The following is a 15,315-nucleotide window of genomic DNA, read 5'->3' as shown; positions in this document are numbered from 1 at the left end:
GCCCGGGGGAGCGCCCATCCGTCTCAGGGATCCGGTGTTTCTCCACAACCCGCGACACGTGCGCCGCGGGAGTCAGAAGGCCATTTAGGATGGGCAGGTCTTTGACGTCTTTGGAAAGCAGCAGGTCATGGGGGAGTTCTTCTTTTTTCTTGCCGTTGCGGCAGGCGGATTTGCAGTGGGCCGCCTGAGTGCGCGGCGGTCCGCGGGCAGCACATCCGGTAATGCCTACGGATACGGAGAAGTTCTGCCTCATCCTGCACACATCTTCGAGGAGGGCTACCAGGCTGGACGCCGGGATGCCGGGCTGGCGGGTCAGGCCGCCGGCGTTCCGGCCGGCGCTGCTGCTGTCCCTGCTGCTGCCGGTGGAGGTGCTGCGGCCGCTGCTGCTGCCGCCGGTACTGCGGGTGCCGCACCTGCCCGGGAATACCGTACGCAGCCGGAACCTGGTTCCGGGCCAGCCTTCGGCCCTCCTGCTCCCCAGGTTCCCGCGCCGAACCCTGCAGCTTTCCACCCTCCATCTCCCCGGCAGCAGCCCCTGCCGTCCCAACCTGTCATGCCGCTGCCGCCGGTGACCGTACCGCGGCCGGAGGTACCGCAGGCGGAGGCGCAGCGGCCGCTCCAGCCTGAAGCCGCGGGGACGCCGCGCCCGTGGGGAAACGCCCCCGCGGCAGCAGGCGCTGTCCGCCCGCCGGCGCATCCTCCGCAGCCGGTGAAGTCGGAAGCGGAACTTGCCCGCGAGAAGCGCCGCAGGGACCTGCGCAACATCAACATCACCCTCTATGCGGGCAGCCTGCTGCTTGTCGCCGCAGCGTCCCTGTTTATCGGTATTTCGGTTCCGGAGCAGGCACGGTTCGCGGGCGTGGTGGCCCTGACGGTGCTCTTCTACGCTTCCGGGCTGGTGGTCCACTCACGGCGGAAGGCCCTGCGCCCTGCCGCTGTCGCGTTTACGGGCACTGGTCTGGCGCTGATACCCGTGGTGGGGCTCGCCCTCTATAACTTCCTCCTGCCGGACGCGGCCCTGGCCTGGCTGGTCACTTCAGTGGTGGGAAGCGCGGCGTTCGCCTACGCCGCAGCGCGGCTGGAAAGCCGCGTGGTGACCTATCTGGCGCTGACCTTCCTGATCTCGACGGCGCTGGCCTCGGGGGCGTCCCTGCGCGCCGGCATCGTCTGGGCTTTCCTCTTCACCGTGCTGCTGGCAACGCTGATCAGCCTGGCTGCGATCCGCCGTCCGGCCTGGCTGCGGAACATCTACCTGGATGCCTTCGTGCAGGCGCACCGCTATCTGGTGCCCGCGACGGCAGCGGCCGCGGTACTTGTCTGGGCAGAGCTCGGCACGGCAGCCATTGCGGCCCTGTTCCTGGCCTTTGGTGCGTACTACCTGGTGATGTTCCGGCAGGCACCCCGGTCCCAGGCACTGGCGCACAGTCTTGGAGCGCGTGTGTCAGCGACGGTTGGACTCACTGCGCTCGCAGACACCGTCCTGGACAGTCTGCCGGCGACCCTGCTGGCGGCTGTCTTCCTGCTGGGGGTGCAGGCCGCCGCGCTTTGCGCCGGAACCGGCCGTTACCTCGCAGTTGCGGCCCTGAGCCTTGCACCGGCCCAGGCCACGCCGAAGGAGGAGCCGCGCTCGCCAGGCCTTTCAGAAACCGCACCCGGGGCCGTGCGGGTCTTCCACACCGACCTCCTGGCCGTGCTTGCCCTTCAATTCGCCGCTGCCACGGCAGCGGCCGTGGCCTACGCGGTGGAAGCGCACGAAGGCTCCGGGAACCTGTGGCTCTTTGTGGCCTCAGCGGTCCTGGCCCAGCTCACGCTATTCACGGCAGCATGGAAGCTCCGGAACGCTGCTGAGCCGCTGGCCTCAGCAGCGCTGCTGCTTCCTGTCCTGGCCTGCCTGCTGACCAGCGGGGCGCCGCTGTGGCCGGTCCTGCTGCTGCTCGTTACGCTGACCGGCTACTTTGTCCTTCGTGCGGTACGAGCCCAAGCCGGGACCCGTGCAGCCTTCACGCTGGCAGCACGGACTGCTGCCCTCCCGGCCGTGCCGCTGGCAGTCTTCATCCTGCTGCAATCCAGCGCACCCGGAAGTGCCTGGACCTGGACCCTCGCCGCGGCCTTCCTGGCCGCAGCGCTGAACCAGGCGTGGTCCGTCCTGCTCGGTGTCACCGGCAGGCCGGAAAACTACCCGCAGACGGTCCACGGCCTCTCCGCGGCCGCTGCACTCGCGTTCGCCGCTGCGCTCGCCGTTGAGGCTCCGGCGGAGGGCCTGATGCTTGCGGTCATCTGGGTCACCGTGCTCCTGAATACCGCCTCGTCGCTGCTGCTTGAGCGGACGGGGCGTGCATTGGCCGCACTCTATGCTCCTGCGGGCTTCCTCGCCGGTGCCCTGCTTGGTGCCGGCCAGCTTGGCCTGCGCGGATATGAAGTACTTGCCGCTGCGGCAGTGGTCTACAGTGCCGTCCAGGCACTGTGGGCCGCCCCGCGTCCGCTCCGCGGGTACTACCTGGCCGCAGGGCAGGCGCTCGTCAGCGTTCTGGCCGCGCTCGTGGCAGCGGACCTTCGGCTTACGGTGCACGGCGTCTTTGTGACGGTTGCGGTATCCCTGGCCCTCCAGCACCTGGCCAGGACCCTGCTCGGCAAGCGGCTGGACTTCTTCGGAATGGCGCAGGTGCTCACCTGGGGGAGCCTGCTCGCCCTGGCCGCCGTGGCCCCGGCCTACTATCTGCTGCTGGCATCCCAGGCTCAGGCGGAAACCGGCAGTGTCCTGCTCCTGATAGCGGGGGCCAGCGCGGTGGTGACGCAGGTCGCCGCATCCCTGCTCCCGAAAACCGATCCGGCATGGAACCGTGCGCCGGTGGCAGCCGCTGCGCTGGTCCTGCTGCTGTGTGCCGGAGTTCGCGCCGCAGAGTCCCCGGCGGGGCCTTGGGCCGCAGCCGCGCTGTGGGTCGCCCTTGCTGCCAACCTCGCAACGGCGGCACGGCACCGGCACACGCTGCTCGCCCTCCTGGCCCCGGGCGGATTCCTCGCAGCGGGGGCAGTGGGAGCCGGTGTCCTGGGGCTGCGGGGATATGAGTTCCTCTGCGCCGCCGCGCTCGCCTACTGCGTCGTGATGGTGCTCGACCGGGCCGGCGGTTTCCGCGGCGCGTACCTCGCCGCCGCGCAGGCACTTGCCCCGCTCCTCGCCGCGCTCATTGCAGCCGATGCGGCAGCGGATTCCCGCGGCGCATTCTTCGCCGTGATGTCCATCGGGGTGGCGGCCGGCCACCTTCTCAGGACGCTGTTCCACTCGCGGGTACGGGACCTGGGCCTTGCGGAACCTGTCCGGTGGAGCGGGCTGGCTGTACAGACGGTCCTTCCGTTCACCTACCTTCTGTCCGGGCGCACGGAACCGGTGACACTGCTCATCATGATCCTTGCCGCCGCTGCCGTGTTCCTGCTGACCCAGCTGGACGCTGCCGTAAGGATCCGGAACGGCCGGGCGCTGCCGTACTGCGCCGAACTGGTCATAGCGGCTGCAGCGGGCGCACTGCTCGCTGTCCCCGCGATCCGGCTGGCCGGCGAGCAGGAGGCCGTCTGGGGCGTTGCCGTGCTCTGGACCGCGCTCGGCATTAATGCAGCGTCCTCACTGCTGCTGCGGCCGGGCCGTTGGGAGGCCCTGGCCGTGGCCGGGTTCGCAGGAGCCGGCATCACGGGCGCAGGCCTGCTGGGACTTCGCGGCTACGAGCTTTTGGTCCTCGCTGCCCTTGGCTACTCGTCCTATCTGGCTGCCCGAAAGGGACATCCGAACAGGGGCCGGTATCTTCTGGCAGTTCAGTTGCTCACCGCGGTTCTGGCGGTTCTGGTGGCTGCCGACGCCGGCGCAAACATCCACGGCCTCTTCGCCTCGGGTGCGGCCGCCGTTGCCACAGCCCAAATTCTTCGGACGGTCCTGGAACCGCGGCTGGCAGGTGTTGGCTTGAGCGCTGCCGCCCTGTGGACGAGCCTCGCCCTTCTCTCCATGGCACCCGTGGGATACGCGGCGCTGCTGGCGGACCGGATGCAGCGGGACGTGGTCTCCGCATTCCTGCTCCTGCTGCTCGTCGTAAGCGTCTCGGGATTCCTCCGCTGCCGCAGGGCAGCAATGCTGTATCCGGCAGCAGCTGCCCTAGGCGCCCTGCCGCTGGCCCTGACCGAACTCGTGCCTTTCAGCGGCGGGGGAGTGCTGCCGGAGGCACCCTTGTCCATCATGGCTGCCGGCCTGGTGCTGGCAGCATTCGCCGCCGCCGCCCTTGCCGGTGAAGCCCGGCCGGCCCTGCCCCTGCCGGTCCGGACCGTCCTGCTTGCTTCCGCCGGTGGATTCATCCTCCTCACGGGGCTGGCCGCAGCAGCGGATGAGAGCCTCGCTCTTGGCGGCCTTGCTGCAGCGGCGGCAGCAGCGGGTCTGCTGACGGCGTCCTACACGCGGAACATGCCCTGGCTCAGCGCAGGGACGGCTGCGCTCGTCTTTGCCTCTGCCCTTCTGTGTGCCGGAGAATTCGAACGGACTGTCCTTCGTGCGCCGTTTGCGCCGGGCTACGGGGAACTCTGGCCGGCCTGGGGTGCGGCCTTGGCACTGCAGGCTGCCCGGCTCATCATGTCCCTCGCGGAGCAGGTTCCCAGGACGGTACTGCGGCTGCGGATCATGGGCAGCGGCTCCTCGTGGCTGCTGGTTTTGGGCGCGGTTCCTGCCATGGCCGAGTTCAACAGTTCTGCCGCAGCGGGTTCACTGACCCTGCTCGCAGCCCTGGCTCTGGCGGTTCGGGAAGTGCCCGGCGGCCTTCGCGAAGCGGCCACGGAGGCTGCAGTCCTGCCTGCCGCGTTCGCCGTGCAGCGCCTGATTTGGTTTGTCCTGGGCCCGGCGGACCTCTTTTGGTCCCTGCAGTACTGGGCAGCTGTCCTGGCCGGGGTTGCGGCCTGGGAGTTCATCCGCCGCCGGGGGACCAGGGGCACCGCGGTGCTGGGAGCCGCCGCGGTCATCGTCTCCGGGAGCGGCCTGGGCACCGTCAGCTCGGGGGATGCCGGAGAGCAGCTGTGGGCACTTCTTGCCCACGCCGCGCTGCTCGCCTTCGGCCTGCTGGCCAGCCGGAAGCTGTTCACGATCTGGGGCGCAGCCGGAGTGGCCCTTGCAGTGCTCTGGTACCTGCGCGGTTACACATTCCTGCTGCTGGCGCTGCTCGCTGCGGGGCTGATCGGGCTTGCGGTCTGGCGCCTGACGAGGGTGCGTGCAGACCCTGAGGAAAGCCGGGAAAAGGAAGACAGCAGGGCCTGACGCCCCGGTGCCGGCTCCGCTAGGCTCAGGGAATGGAACTTCTGATCTTGCTGGTCATTGCAGCAGCCATCGTCGTCGGTGTGGGCTGGGGGCGCCGCCATTTTTCTTCGGAGATCAACCGGGCGAAGCGGATCCGCCGTGCCAACAGGCAGGACAGGCCCTAGCCGCAGGATTTCGGCGGCCCAGCCCCGCTGGGCTAGACTGAAGGAAAATGACGCGCCATGCGCCGGGTAATTCCGGGACGGTGATGCGTCCATATGCTAGAAGCCAGTCCCTGCCGGCAGCCGCTGATTCGCGTTCTGCCGTTCGATCTGGCAAACTAGAGAAGTTGTTCAAGCGCTTTTGTGCCCGCACGCGCTGAGCAGGCCGCGAAAATCGGCTCTGTGTGCGTGATGAGATTGCGTCCCGGTCAGGATAATGCCTGGCGCAGGGTCGAATCCTTCAGGGGAAAAGCCCATATATAACCCGCCCCCATTCTTGAACGGGTGTTGCCAGTTTCGAATCTGCGACACGCCCGAGCGCGGGGGTCGGAGCCTCGGCAGGTTGAGGAACCCGGAGCTTCCGGATTCAGCTTGTTGGAGGAGCACCGGGGCCAACATGGCCGCCAGGGGCAAAAACTGTACAGAGAGCAATACTCGAAGAAAGAGGCACGACGCCATGGCGGGACAAAAAATCCGCATCCGGCTGAAGTCGTATGACCACGAGGTCATTGACGTATCAGCACGGAAGATCGTTGAGACGGTCACGCGTGCAGGCGCAACGGTAGTAGGCCCCGTGCCGCTGCCCACGGAAAAGAACGTGTACTGCGTTATCCGTTCGCCGCACAAGTACAAGGACAGCCGCGAGCACTTTGAAATGCGCACGCACAAGCGTCTGATCGACATCATTGACCCCACGCCTAAGGCCGTTGACTCGCTGATGCGTCTCGACCTGCCTGCAGACGTGAACATCGAAATCAAGCTGTAGGGGGGAGCAGATACTTATGTCTTCTTCACTTACCCGCCAGGTTAAGGGCCTCCTGGGCACCAAGCTGGGCATGACCCAGGTCTGGGACGAGAACAACAAGCTCATCCCCGTCACCGTGGTCCAGGCTGATTCCAACGTCATCACCCAGCTGCGCAATGCGGACAAGGACGGCTACACCGCCGTTCAGATCGGCTACGGCCAGATCGATCCCCGCAAGGTCACCAAGCCGCTGGCAGGCCACTTCGAAAAGGCAGGCGTTACGCCTCGCCGCCACGTTGTTGAGCTGCGCACCGCTGACGCCGACACCTACGAGCTCGGCCAGGAACTCTCCGTTGAGATGTTCGAAGCCGGCCAGAAGGTCGACGTCGTTGGCACCTCCAAGGGCAAGGGCTTCGCCGGTGTTATGAAGCGTCACGGCTTCCACGGTGTTGGCGCTTCCCACGGTGCTCACAAGAACCACCGCAAGCCCGGCTCGATTGGTGGCGCATCCACCCCCGGCCGCGTCTTCAAGGGTCTTCGGATGGCCGGCCGCATGGGCGCCGTCCGTCACACCACGATGAACCTCACCGTCCACGCCGTGGATGTTGAGAAGTCGCTGCTGCTGATCAAGGGTGCCGTCCCCGGCGCCCGCGGCCAGGTCGTCCTCGTACGCACCGCCGTGAAGGGAGCTTAGTCTCATGGCTAACAAAACCACTGTTGAATTCCCCGCAGCGATCTTCGACGTTCAGACGAACGTACCGCTGCTGCACCAGGTAGTAGTGGCACAGCTTGCCGCTGCCCGCCAGGGCACGCACAAGACGAAGACCCGCGCAGAGGTTAGCGGTGCAGGCCGCAAGCCGTTCAAGCAGAAGGGCACCGGCCGCGCCCGTCAGGGTTCAATCCGTGCTCCTCACATGACCGGTGGCGGCGTTGTCCACGGACCGACGCCCCGCGACTACAGCCAGCGCACCCCCAAGAAGATGATTGCTGCCGCACTTCGCGGAGCACTCTCGGACCGGGCACGCAACGGCCGCATCCACGTGCTGGAATCCCTGGTAGCCGGCGAAACGCCGTCGACCAAGGCAGCACGCGAAGCGCTGCGTTCACTTTCCGACCGCAAGAACATGCTCGTTGTCATCGAGCGCGCCAACGATGTTGCTGCACTTTCCGTGCGTAACCTCACCGCTGTTCACGTGATCTATGTAGATCAGCTGAACACCTACGACGTGCTTGTTGCCGATGACGTGGTCTTCACCAAGGCTGCCTACGACGAGTTCGTTGGCAAGAACACTGTCAAGGAGGACGCCAAGTGAGCGCGACCACCGCTAAGGATCCGCGCGACGTCGTGCTTGCACCCGTCGTCTCGGAAAAGAGCTACGGCCTGATCGACGAAGGTAAGTACACCTTCCTGGTCGACCCCCGCTCGAACAAGACCGAGATCAAGCTGGCCGTGGAGAAGATTTTCTCCGTCAAGGTCGACTCGATCAACACCATCAACCGTGCCGGTAAGCGCAAGCGGACCAAGTTCGGATGGGGACAGCGCAAGAGCACCAAGCGCGCGATTGTCACCCTGAAGGAAGGCACAATCGACATCTTCGGCGGTCCGCTCAGCTAGGGCGGAGACCACTTTAACGAGGAATAAATAATGGGAATCCGTAAATACAAGCCGACTACCCCGGGCCGTCGCGGCTCGAGCGTAGCCGACTTCACCGAAATCACGCGGTCGACGCCGGAAAAGTCTCTGGTTCGCCCGCTGCCCAAAAAGGGCGGCCGTAACAACACCGGCAAGATCACGACCAGGCACAAGGGTGGCGGACACAAGCGCCAGTACCGCCTGATCGACTTCCGCCGGCACGACAAGGACGGCGTCAACGCTCGCGTTGCCGAGATCGAATACGATCCGAACCGTACCGCTCGTATCGCGCTGCTGCACTACGTTGATGGCACCAAGCGTTACATCATTGCGCCGAACAAGCTCAAGCAGGGCGACTTCGTAGAGGCCGGCGCCGGGGCTGACATCAAGCCCGGCAACAACCTGCCGCTGCGCAACATCCCCGTGGGTACCACCATCCACGCAGTTGAACTGCGTCCGGGCGGCGGTGCCAAGATGGCCCGCTCCGCCGGTGCTTCTGTTCAGCTCGTTGCCAAGGAAGGCCGCTTCGCACAGCTGCGTCTGCCCTCCGGTGAAATCCGCAACGTTGACGTGCGCTGCCGCGCAACCGTCGGCGAGGTCGGCAACGCCGAGCAGTCCAACATCAACTGGGGCAAGGCCGGCCGTATGCGCTGGAAGGGCGTTCGCCCGACCGTCCGCGGTGTCGCCATGAACCCGGTTGACCACCCGCACGGTGGTGGTGAAGGCAAGACCTCCGGTGGACGCCACCCGGTCAACCCGAACGGTAAGCGCGAAGGCCGCACCCGCCGCCCCAATAAAGAGAGCGACAAGCTTATTGTGCGTCGCCGTCGTTCCGGCAAGAACAAGCGATAGGAGCCTGGAAACATGCCACGCAGCCTGAAGAAAGGCCCCTTCGTCGACCAGCACCTGTTCCTTAAGGTAGCGGCCGAAAACGAAAAGGGCACCAAGAACGTCATCAAGACGTGGTCCCGCCGTTCGATGATCATCCCCGACATGCTCGGGCACACGATCGCCGTGCACGACGGACGCAAGCACATTCCGGTGTTTGTCACCGAGTCGATGGTCGGGCACAAGCTCGGCGAATTCGCTCTGACGCGGACATTCCGCGGCCATGTGAAGGACGACCGCAAGGGCAAGCGCCGCTAGGCGCTGCTCTTTCGGCAGAAGACGAGAGAAGGAAAGCAATGGAAGCCAAGGCAATTGCGCGTCATATCCGCGTAACGCCTATGAAGGCCCGGCGCGTCGTCAACCTTGTTCGTGGCAAGCAAGCGAATGAGGCTCTGGCAATTCTGAAGTTTGCCCCCCAGGCAGCTTCGGAGCCGGTATTCAAGGTAGTTCAGTCGGCAATGGCCAACGCACGTGTCCTCGCGGACCGCGACGGCGTGGCCTTCGACGAAGGTGACCTCTACATCAGCGAAGCATTCGTTGACGAAGGACCCACCATGAAGCGGTTCCAGCCGCGTGCCCAGGGCCGCGCCTACCGCATCAACAAGCGCACCAGCCACGTCACCGTGGTTGTCGCAACCCCGAAGAACGAGGAGGACCGTTAAGTGGGACAGAAGGTAAACCCGCACGGGTTCCGACTCGGCATCACCACTGATCACGTTTCGCACTGGTTTGCTGACAGCAACAAGCCGGGCCAGCGTTACAAGGACTTTGTCCGCGAGGACATCAAGATCCGTCAGCTCATGTCCACGGGCATGGACCGCGCCGGCATCGCCAAGGTTGAGATCGAGCGCACCCGCGACCGTGTCCGTGTGGATATCCACACTGCACGTCCGGGCATCGTGATCGGCCGCCGCGGCGCCGAAGCAGACCGCATCCGCGGCGAGCTCGAAAAGCTCACCGGCAAGCAGGTTCAGCTGAACATCCTCGAGGTCAAGAACCCCGAGATGGAAGCCCAGCTTGTTGCCCAGGGTGTTGCAGAGCAGCTTTCTTCCCGCGTGGCTTTCCGCCGTGCGATGAAGAAGGCCATCCAGTCCGCACAGCGTGCAGGTGCAAAGGGTATCCGTATCCAGTGCTCCGGCCGTCTGGGCGGCGCTGAAATGAGCCGTTCCGAGTTCTACCGCGAAGGCCGTGTGCCCCTGCACACCCTCCGCGCGAACATCGACTACGGCTTCTTCGAAGCAAAGACCACCTTCGGCCGCATCGGCGTGAAGGTCTGGATCTACAAGGGCGACGTCACCTCCAAGGAACTGGCTGCACAGCAGGCTGCTGCACCGTCCCGCGGACGTTCCAACGACCGTCCGGGCCGCGGCCCGGCCGACCGTGGGGACCGTGGCGGCGACCGTCGTCGTCGTCCCGAGCGTGCCGACAAGGCCGCCGCGCCTGCTGCAGAGGCTCCGGCCGCTGAGGCAGCTGCCCCCGCAGCAGAAGGAGGACAGGCTTAAATGCTTATCCCACGTCGAGTCAAATACCGTAAGCAGCACCACCCGGGTCGTTCCGGCGCTGCAACCGGTGGCACTGCAGTCAGCTTTGGTGAATGGGGTATCCAGGCTCTGACGCCTGCGTACGTCACCAACCGCCAGATTGAAGCTGCCCGTATTGCCATGACGCGCCACATCAAGCGCGGCGGCAAGGTCTGGATCAACATCTATCCTGACCGTCCGCTGACCAAGAAGCCTGCCGAAACCCGCATGGGTTCCGGTAAGGGTTCGCCGGAGTGGTGGGTTGCAAACGTCAAGCCGGGGCGGGTTCTCTTCGAACTCTCCGGTGTTTCCGAAGAGGTAGCTCGCGAGGCCCTGCGCCTGGCGATCCATAAGCTGCCGTTGAAGGCACGCATTGTGCGTCGCGAGGGTGGTGAATAGCAATGGCTATCGGTTCAAAGGAACTTGCAACTGATCAGCTGGACGGGTTCGACAACGAGCGTCTCGTTGAAGAACTTCGCAAGGCTAAGGAGGAGCTGTTCAACCTCCGTTTCCAGTCCGCCACCGGGCAGCTGGAAAACCATGGTCGCCTCCGCGCTGTCAAGCGCGACATCGCCCGCATCTACACGGTGCTGCGTGAGCGCGAGCTGGGAATTCGTCCCGAGCCGGTAGCTCCCGTCGAGGAAGCTGCCCCGGAGAAGAAGAAGTCCAAGAAGAAGGCTGCCGAGTCCGAAGCTCCGGCCGAGGTTGCCGAGGATGATGCCAAATGAGTGAAAACAAGAATGAGGCAGCAGTGACAACTGACGCTAACGGAGCCGATGCCCGCGGGTACCGGAAGACCGCTCGCGGCTACGTGGTCTCGGACAAGATGGATAAGACCATCGTTGTCGAGGTCGAAGACCGCGTGAAGCACGCACTGTACGGCAAGGTTCTTCGCCGCACGTCCAAGCGCAAGGCCCACGATGAGAAGAACGAGGCCGGCATTGGCGACCTCGTGCTGATCACCGAGACCCGGCCGCTCTCCGCTACCAAGCGGTGGCGCCTGGTCGAGGTCATCGAAAAGGCCAAGTAGCCCCAGGCTGCAAGGCAAAACAGGCCGGTAGCGTGCCGGATCCCAGCAGCACCAGCTGCTGGGATCCGGCACGCAGACGCCGTCCAAGCGTCAGGGCCCCGGCCGCGTTATCATTCGATTTCGCTTCCGGGGCCCTTTCGCGATAAACTTGAAATCTTGTCTGTGTGGTGCGGAAGCATGTCCTCTTTCAGGACGCTCTTCCTCACCGCCGAATGAGACAAAAGCCCGATAATCTTGTTCAGCATGGTGCTGTGGCTTGCGCTGCAGAGCGGTCCGTAAGGGACCGGTGCTGAGTACCAGTATTACGGGGTCCACCCATATCCGTTCCGCAAGGCTCAGAGTACTGAGAACCGGCGCGACGACAGGAGTAATAAGTGATTCAGCAGGAGTCGCGACTGAAGGTCGCCGACAACACGGGTGCCAAGGAAATCTTGACCATCCGCGTTCTCGGTGGATCCGGCCGTCGCTACGCAGGCATTGGCGACACCATTGTTGCCACCGTCAAGGACGCAATTCCCGGCGGCAACGTCAAGAAGGGCGATGTGGTCAAGGCCGTCATCGTCCGTACCAAGAAGGAACGCCGCCGCCAGGACGGTTCCTACATCAAGTTCGATGAGAACGCTGCAGTGATCTTGAAGAACGACGGCGACCCCCGCGGTACCCGTATCTTCGGCCCTGTTGGCCGCGAACTTCGCGACAAGAAGTTCATGAAGATCATTTCGCTGGCTCCGGAGGTGCTGTAGATCATGGCAAAGATCAAGAAGGGTGACCTGGTTCAGGTCATCACCGGTGCCAAGGCTGAGCGCGGCGGAGACCGCGGCAAGCAGGGCAAGGTTCTGAAGGTTTTCCCGGAGACCAACCGTGTCCTCGTTGAGGGCATCAACCGCGTCACCAAGCACACCAAGGTTGGCCAGTCCTCCCGTGGTTCCAAGACCGGCGGCATCGAGGTTGTTGAAGCCCCGATCCACGTTTCCAACGTGGCCGTCGTGGACCCCGAGACGAAGAAGCCCACCCGCGTTGGCTACCGCACCGAAACCGTCACGAAGGACGGCCGGACCCGCAACGTGCGCATCCGCGTCGCCAAGGGATCTGGGAAGGACCTCTAATGACTGAGACTGTCACCAAGATCGTCCCCCGTCTGAAGAACCGCTACGCAGCGGAAATCAAGCAGACTCTCCAGGACGAGTTCAACTACTCAAACGTCAACCAGGTTCCGCGCCTCGTCAAGGTCGTCGTGAACATGGGTGTTGGAGATGCCGCCAAGGACTCCAAGCTCATTGACGGCGCCGTACGCGACCTGACCGCGATCACCGGCCAGAAGCCGCAGATCACCAAGGCCCGCAAGTCGATCGCACAGTTCAAGCTGCGCGAAGGCATGCCGATTGGCGCGCACGCTACGCTGCGCGGCGACCGCATGTGGGAATTCGTGGACCGCCTGGTCACCCTGGCGCTTCCGCGTATCCGCGACTTCCGCGGCCTGAGCGGCAAGCAGTTCGACGGCAACGGCAACTACACGTTCGGTCTGACCGAGCAGTCGATGTTCCACGAAATCGATCAGGACAAGATCGACCGCGTACGCGGCATGGACATCACCGTGGTTACCACCGCAAAGACCGATGACGAGGGACGCGCGCTGCTGAAGGCGCTCGGCTTCCCGTTCAAATCCGAAGATTAATTACTACGTAAAAGGTCTGTTGCTCACCTCCGGCCCAGCCGTGAGAGCAGCAGAAACCGTTACGAGGGAGGGCTAGAGCCCACATGACAATGACAGATCCTGTCGCAGACATGCTTACGCGTCTGCGCAACGCAAACTCGGCTTACCACGATTCCGTGTCCATGCCGTACAGCAAGCTCAAGGCACGCGTTGCCGACATCCTGAAGGCCGAGGGTTACATCTCGGGCTGGAAGGAAGAAGAGGCTACGGTCGGCAAGACGCTGACCCTGGACCTCAAGTTCGGTCCGAACCGCGAGCGTTCCATCGCCGGCATCCGCCGCATCTCCAAGCCGGGCCTGCGTGTTTACGCAAAGTCCACCAACCTGCCGCGCGTTCTGGGCGGGCTGGGCATCGCCATCCTGTCGACGTCGTCAGGTCTGCTGACCGACCGCCAGGCCGCCAAGAAGGGTGTGGGTGGGGAAGTCCTCGCCTACGTCTGGTAGCAGGGAAGGGAAAGAATAATGTCACGTATTGGACGTCTGCCCATCTCTGTCCCCGCCGGAGTCGACGTTGCCATTGACGGCAACACCGTTTCGGTCAAGGGTTCCAAGGGCGAGCTGAGCCACGTTGTGCCCAGCCCGATCACTGTTTCCCTGGACGAGAACACCATCACCGTCGCCCGCCCCAATGACGAGCGCGAATCCCGTTCCCTCCACGGCCTGACCCGCACCCTGATCTCCAACATGATCACCGGTGTGACCGAAGGCTACAAGAAGGACCTGGAAATCGTAGGCACCGGTTACCGTGTGCAGGCCAAGGGCTCGGACCTCGAGTTCGCCCTGGGCTACAGCCACCCGGTATCCGTGAAGGCTCCGGAGGGCATCACGCTCACCGTTACGGGCCCGACCAAGCTCACCGTTTCCGGCATTGACAAGCAGCAGGTCGGCGAGGTTTCCGCCAACATCCGCAAGCTGCGCAAGCCTGACCCCTACAAGGGCAAGGGCATTCGTTACGCCGGCGAGATTGTCCGCCGCAAGGTCGGAAAGGCTGGTAAGTAATCATGGCCATCAGCATCAATAAGAAGCGCAATTCCAAGAGCAAGTCCGCTTCCCGGAGCCGCCGTCAGCTGCGGATCCGCAAGCGCATTGCCGGCACCGCGGCCCGTCCGCGCCTGGTCGTCAACCGCTCTTCGCGCCACGTGTTCGTCCAGGTTGTCGATGACAGCCGCGGCGTGACCGTTGCATCCGCGTCCACCATGGAAGCAGACCTGCGTTCCATGGAGGGCGACAAGACTGCCAAGTCCAAGCGCGTCGGCGAGCTCGTTGCCGAACGTGCCAAGGCTGCCGGCGTCGAAGCCGTGGTCTTTGACCGCGGCGGCAACCGCTACCACGGCCGCATCGCGGCTGTCGCAGACGGCGCACGCGAAGGTGGGCTGGCACTGTGACCGAGGCAAACAAGGAAAAGGAAAATCAGGTGACTGAAGCTACATCTGCTGAGGCAACTGAGACCAAGGACGCCGCAGCTCCCGCCACTGACGACCGCCGCGGCGGCCGCAAGGGCGAGCAGCGCTCGGACCGTGGAGGCCGCGGAGAACGCGGTGGCCGCGGTGGCCGCGACGGCGGACGCAATGATGACAAGGACAAGTTCATTGAACGCGTCGTTACCATCAACCGCGTCGCCAAGGTGGTCAAGGGTGGTCGTCGCTTCAGCTTCACCGCCCTCGTAGTTGTCGGCGACGGCAACGGCATGGTCGGCGTTGGCTATGGCAAGGCAAAGGAAGTTCCCTCCGCAATCGCGAAGGCCGTTGAAGAAGCCAAGAAGACTTTCTTCCGCGTCCCCCGTATCGGTGGAACCATCCCGCACCTGGTCCAGGGTGAAGCTGCTGCAGGCGTTGTCCTGCTGCGTCCGGCTTCCCCGGGTACCGGCGTTATCGCCGGCGGTCCGGTCCGAGCCATCCTCGAGTGCGCCGGTATCCACGACGTGCTTTCCAAGTCGCTGGGTTCTTCCAACGCGATCAACATCGTGCACGCCACGGTTGCCGCGCTGAAGGGCCTCGAAGAGCCTCAGGCAGTGGCTGCCCGCCGCGGCCTGCCGCTGGACGAAGTTGCTCCCGCAGCGATGATCCGCAACATGCAGAAGGCTGGTGCATGATGAGTACTCCCAAGCGCGTTGCCGTCAGCTCGGCACAGCTGGAAATTACCCAGATTAAGTCCACCATCGGTGGTAAGCAGAATCAGCGCGACACGCTGCGTTCACTCGGCCTGAAGCACATCGGCGACACCGTCGTCCGCAGTGCAGATGCCGTGACCGTTGGCATGATCAACACGGTTCCGCACCTCGTGAAGGTTGAGGAGGCGAAGTAAC

Annotated in this window: 22 protein-coding genes; all 22 read left to right on the top strand. The window is 64.3% G+C overall.

Features of this window, described 5'->3' with window-relative positions; translation table 11 throughout:
- The first annotated feature begins 221 nt into the window (after positions 1 to 221).
- Positions 222 to 572: a hypothetical protein gene (locus NF551_RS12785; RefSeq protein WP_227894275.1), complete on the top strand. Its 351-nt coding sequence runs from the start codon at positions 222 to 224 to the stop codon at positions 570 to 572.
- Positions 554 to 5,281 (top strand): hypothetical protein, encoded by a 4,728-nt coding sequence (locus NF551_RS12780; RefSeq protein ID WP_227894276.1) that lies wholly within the window; start codon positions 554 to 556, stop codon positions 5,279 to 5,281. Before NF551_RS12785 ends, NF551_RS12780 begins: the two co-directional genes overlap by 19 nt.
- A 32-nt stretch (positions 5,282 to 5,313) precedes the next feature.
- A complete protein-coding gene (locus tag NF551_RS18970; RefSeq protein ID WP_269437186.1) occupies positions 5,314 to 5,445 on the top strand; it encodes a hypothetical protein in 132 nt (43 codons plus the stop codon).
- A gap of 493 nt (positions 5,446 to 5,938) precedes the next feature.
- On the top strand, positions 5,939 to 6,247 hold the full coding sequence (gene rpsJ, locus NF551_RS12775) for a 30S ribosomal protein S10 (RefSeq protein ID WP_003803825.1): 309 nt from the start codon (positions 5,939 to 5,941) through the stop codon (positions 6,245 to 6,247).
- A gap of 16 nt (positions 6,248 to 6,263) precedes the next feature.
- Positions 6,264 to 6,920, top strand: a complete 657-nt coding sequence (rplC, locus tag NF551_RS12770) for a 50S ribosomal protein L3 (RefSeq protein ID WP_227894277.1) — start codon at positions 6,264 to 6,266, stop codon at positions 6,918 to 6,920.
- 4 nt (positions 6,921 to 6,924) lie between these two features.
- Positions 6,925 to 7,539, top strand: coding sequence for a 50S ribosomal protein L4 (rplD, locus tag NF551_RS12765; RefSeq protein ID WP_227894278.1), 615 nt, complete (start codon positions 6,925 to 6,927; stop codon positions 7,537 to 7,539).
- Positions 7,536 to 7,841 carry a 50S ribosomal protein L23 gene (gene rplW / locus NF551_RS12760; RefSeq protein ID WP_055239348.1) on the top strand — a complete coding sequence of 102 codons (306 nt, stop codon included), beginning with the start codon at positions 7,536 to 7,538 and terminating at the stop codon, positions 7,839 to 7,841. Before rplD ends, rplW begins: the two co-directional genes overlap by 4 nt.
- Positions 7,842 to 7,871: 30 nt before the next feature.
- Positions 7,872 to 8,711 (top strand): 50S ribosomal protein L2, encoded by an 840-nt coding sequence (rplB, locus tag NF551_RS12755; protein ID WP_227894279.1) that lies wholly within the window; start codon positions 7,872 to 7,874, stop codon positions 8,709 to 8,711.
- Between the two features lie 12 nt (positions 8,712 to 8,723).
- Positions 8,724 to 9,005: a 30S ribosomal protein S19 gene (gene rpsS / locus NF551_RS12750; protein WP_104052734.1), complete on the top strand. Its 282-nt coding sequence runs from the start codon at positions 8,724 to 8,726 to the stop codon at positions 9,003 to 9,005.
- Between the two features lie 38 nt (positions 9,006 to 9,043).
- Positions 9,044 to 9,409: a 50S ribosomal protein L22 gene (gene rplV / locus NF551_RS12745; RefSeq protein WP_066295929.1), complete on the top strand. Its 366-nt coding sequence runs from the start codon at positions 9,044 to 9,046 to the stop codon at positions 9,407 to 9,409.
- Complete coding sequence (gene rpsC / locus NF551_RS12740) at positions 9,410 to 10,249, top strand: 30S ribosomal protein S3 (RefSeq protein ID WP_227894280.1); 840 nt, start codon at positions 9,410 to 9,412, stop codon at positions 10,247 to 10,249.
- On the top strand, positions 10,250 to 10,666 hold the full coding sequence (gene rplP / locus NF551_RS12735; protein ID WP_055239353.1) for a 50S ribosomal protein L16: 417 nt from the start codon (positions 10,250 to 10,252) through the stop codon (positions 10,664 to 10,666).
- Between the two features lie 2 nt (positions 10,667 to 10,668).
- Positions 10,669 to 10,995, top strand: coding sequence for a 50S ribosomal protein L29 (gene rpmC, locus NF551_RS18965; RefSeq protein WP_269437185.1), 327 nt, complete (start codon positions 10,669 to 10,671; stop codon positions 10,993 to 10,995).
- Positions 10,992 to 11,297, top strand: coding sequence for a 30S ribosomal protein S17 (rpsQ, locus tag NF551_RS12725; protein WP_227894281.1), 306 nt, complete (start codon positions 10,992 to 10,994; stop codon positions 11,295 to 11,297). The genes rpmC and rpsQ overlap by 4 nt, the downstream gene beginning before the upstream one ends.
- Before the next feature lie 374 nt (positions 11,298 to 11,671).
- Entirely contained in the window at positions 11,672 to 12,040 is a 369-nt protein-coding gene (gene rplN / locus NF551_RS12720) for a 50S ribosomal protein L14 (RefSeq protein WP_055239356.1), read from the top strand.
- Positions 12,041 to 12,043: 3 nt separating this feature from the next.
- Positions 12,044 to 12,403: a 50S ribosomal protein L24 gene (gene rplX, locus NF551_RS12715; RefSeq protein ID WP_227894282.1), complete on the top strand. Its 360-nt coding sequence runs from the start codon at positions 12,044 to 12,046 to the stop codon at positions 12,401 to 12,403.
- Entirely contained in the window at positions 12,403 to 12,972 is a 570-nt protein-coding gene (gene rplE / locus NF551_RS12710) for a 50S ribosomal protein L5 (RefSeq protein WP_227894283.1), read from the top strand. Before rplX ends, rplE begins: the two co-directional genes overlap by 1 nt.
- Before the next feature lie 83 nt (positions 12,973 to 13,055).
- Positions 13,056 to 13,454, top strand: coding sequence for a 30S ribosomal protein S8 (gene rpsH / locus NF551_RS12705; RefSeq protein ID WP_227894284.1), 399 nt, complete (start codon positions 13,056 to 13,058; stop codon positions 13,452 to 13,454).
- Between the two features lie 18 nt (positions 13,455 to 13,472).
- Positions 13,473 to 14,009, top strand: coding sequence for a 50S ribosomal protein L6 (gene rplF, locus NF551_RS12700; RefSeq protein WP_227894285.1), 537 nt, complete (start codon positions 13,473 to 13,475; stop codon positions 14,007 to 14,009).
- 2 nt (positions 14,010 to 14,011) lie between these two features.
- Entirely contained in the window at positions 14,012 to 14,395 is a 384-nt protein-coding gene (gene rplR / locus NF551_RS12695; protein ID WP_227894286.1) for a 50S ribosomal protein L18, read from the top strand.
- A 29-nt stretch (positions 14,396 to 14,424) separates the two neighbouring features.
- A complete protein-coding gene (gene rpsE / locus NF551_RS12690; protein WP_227894289.1) occupies positions 14,425 to 15,102 on the top strand; it encodes a 30S ribosomal protein S5 in 678 nt (225 codons plus the stop codon).
- Positions 15,102 to 15,314 carry a 50S ribosomal protein L30 gene (rpmD, locus tag NF551_RS12685; protein WP_227894583.1) on the top strand — a complete coding sequence of 71 codons (213 nt, stop codon included), beginning with the start codon at positions 15,102 to 15,104 and terminating at the stop codon, positions 15,312 to 15,314. Before rpsE ends, rpmD begins: the two co-directional genes overlap by 1 nt.
- The last annotated feature ends 1 nt before the right edge of the window (position 15,315 follow it).

Origin of the sequence: Arthrobacter caoxuetaonis (assembly GCF_023921125.1) — a bacterium.
Taxonomy (GTDB): domain Bacteria; phylum Actinomycetota; class Actinomycetes; order Actinomycetales; family Micrococcaceae; genus Arthrobacter_B; species Arthrobacter_B caoxuetaonis.
This window is presented reverse-complemented; position numbering and strand designations above follow the sequence as displayed.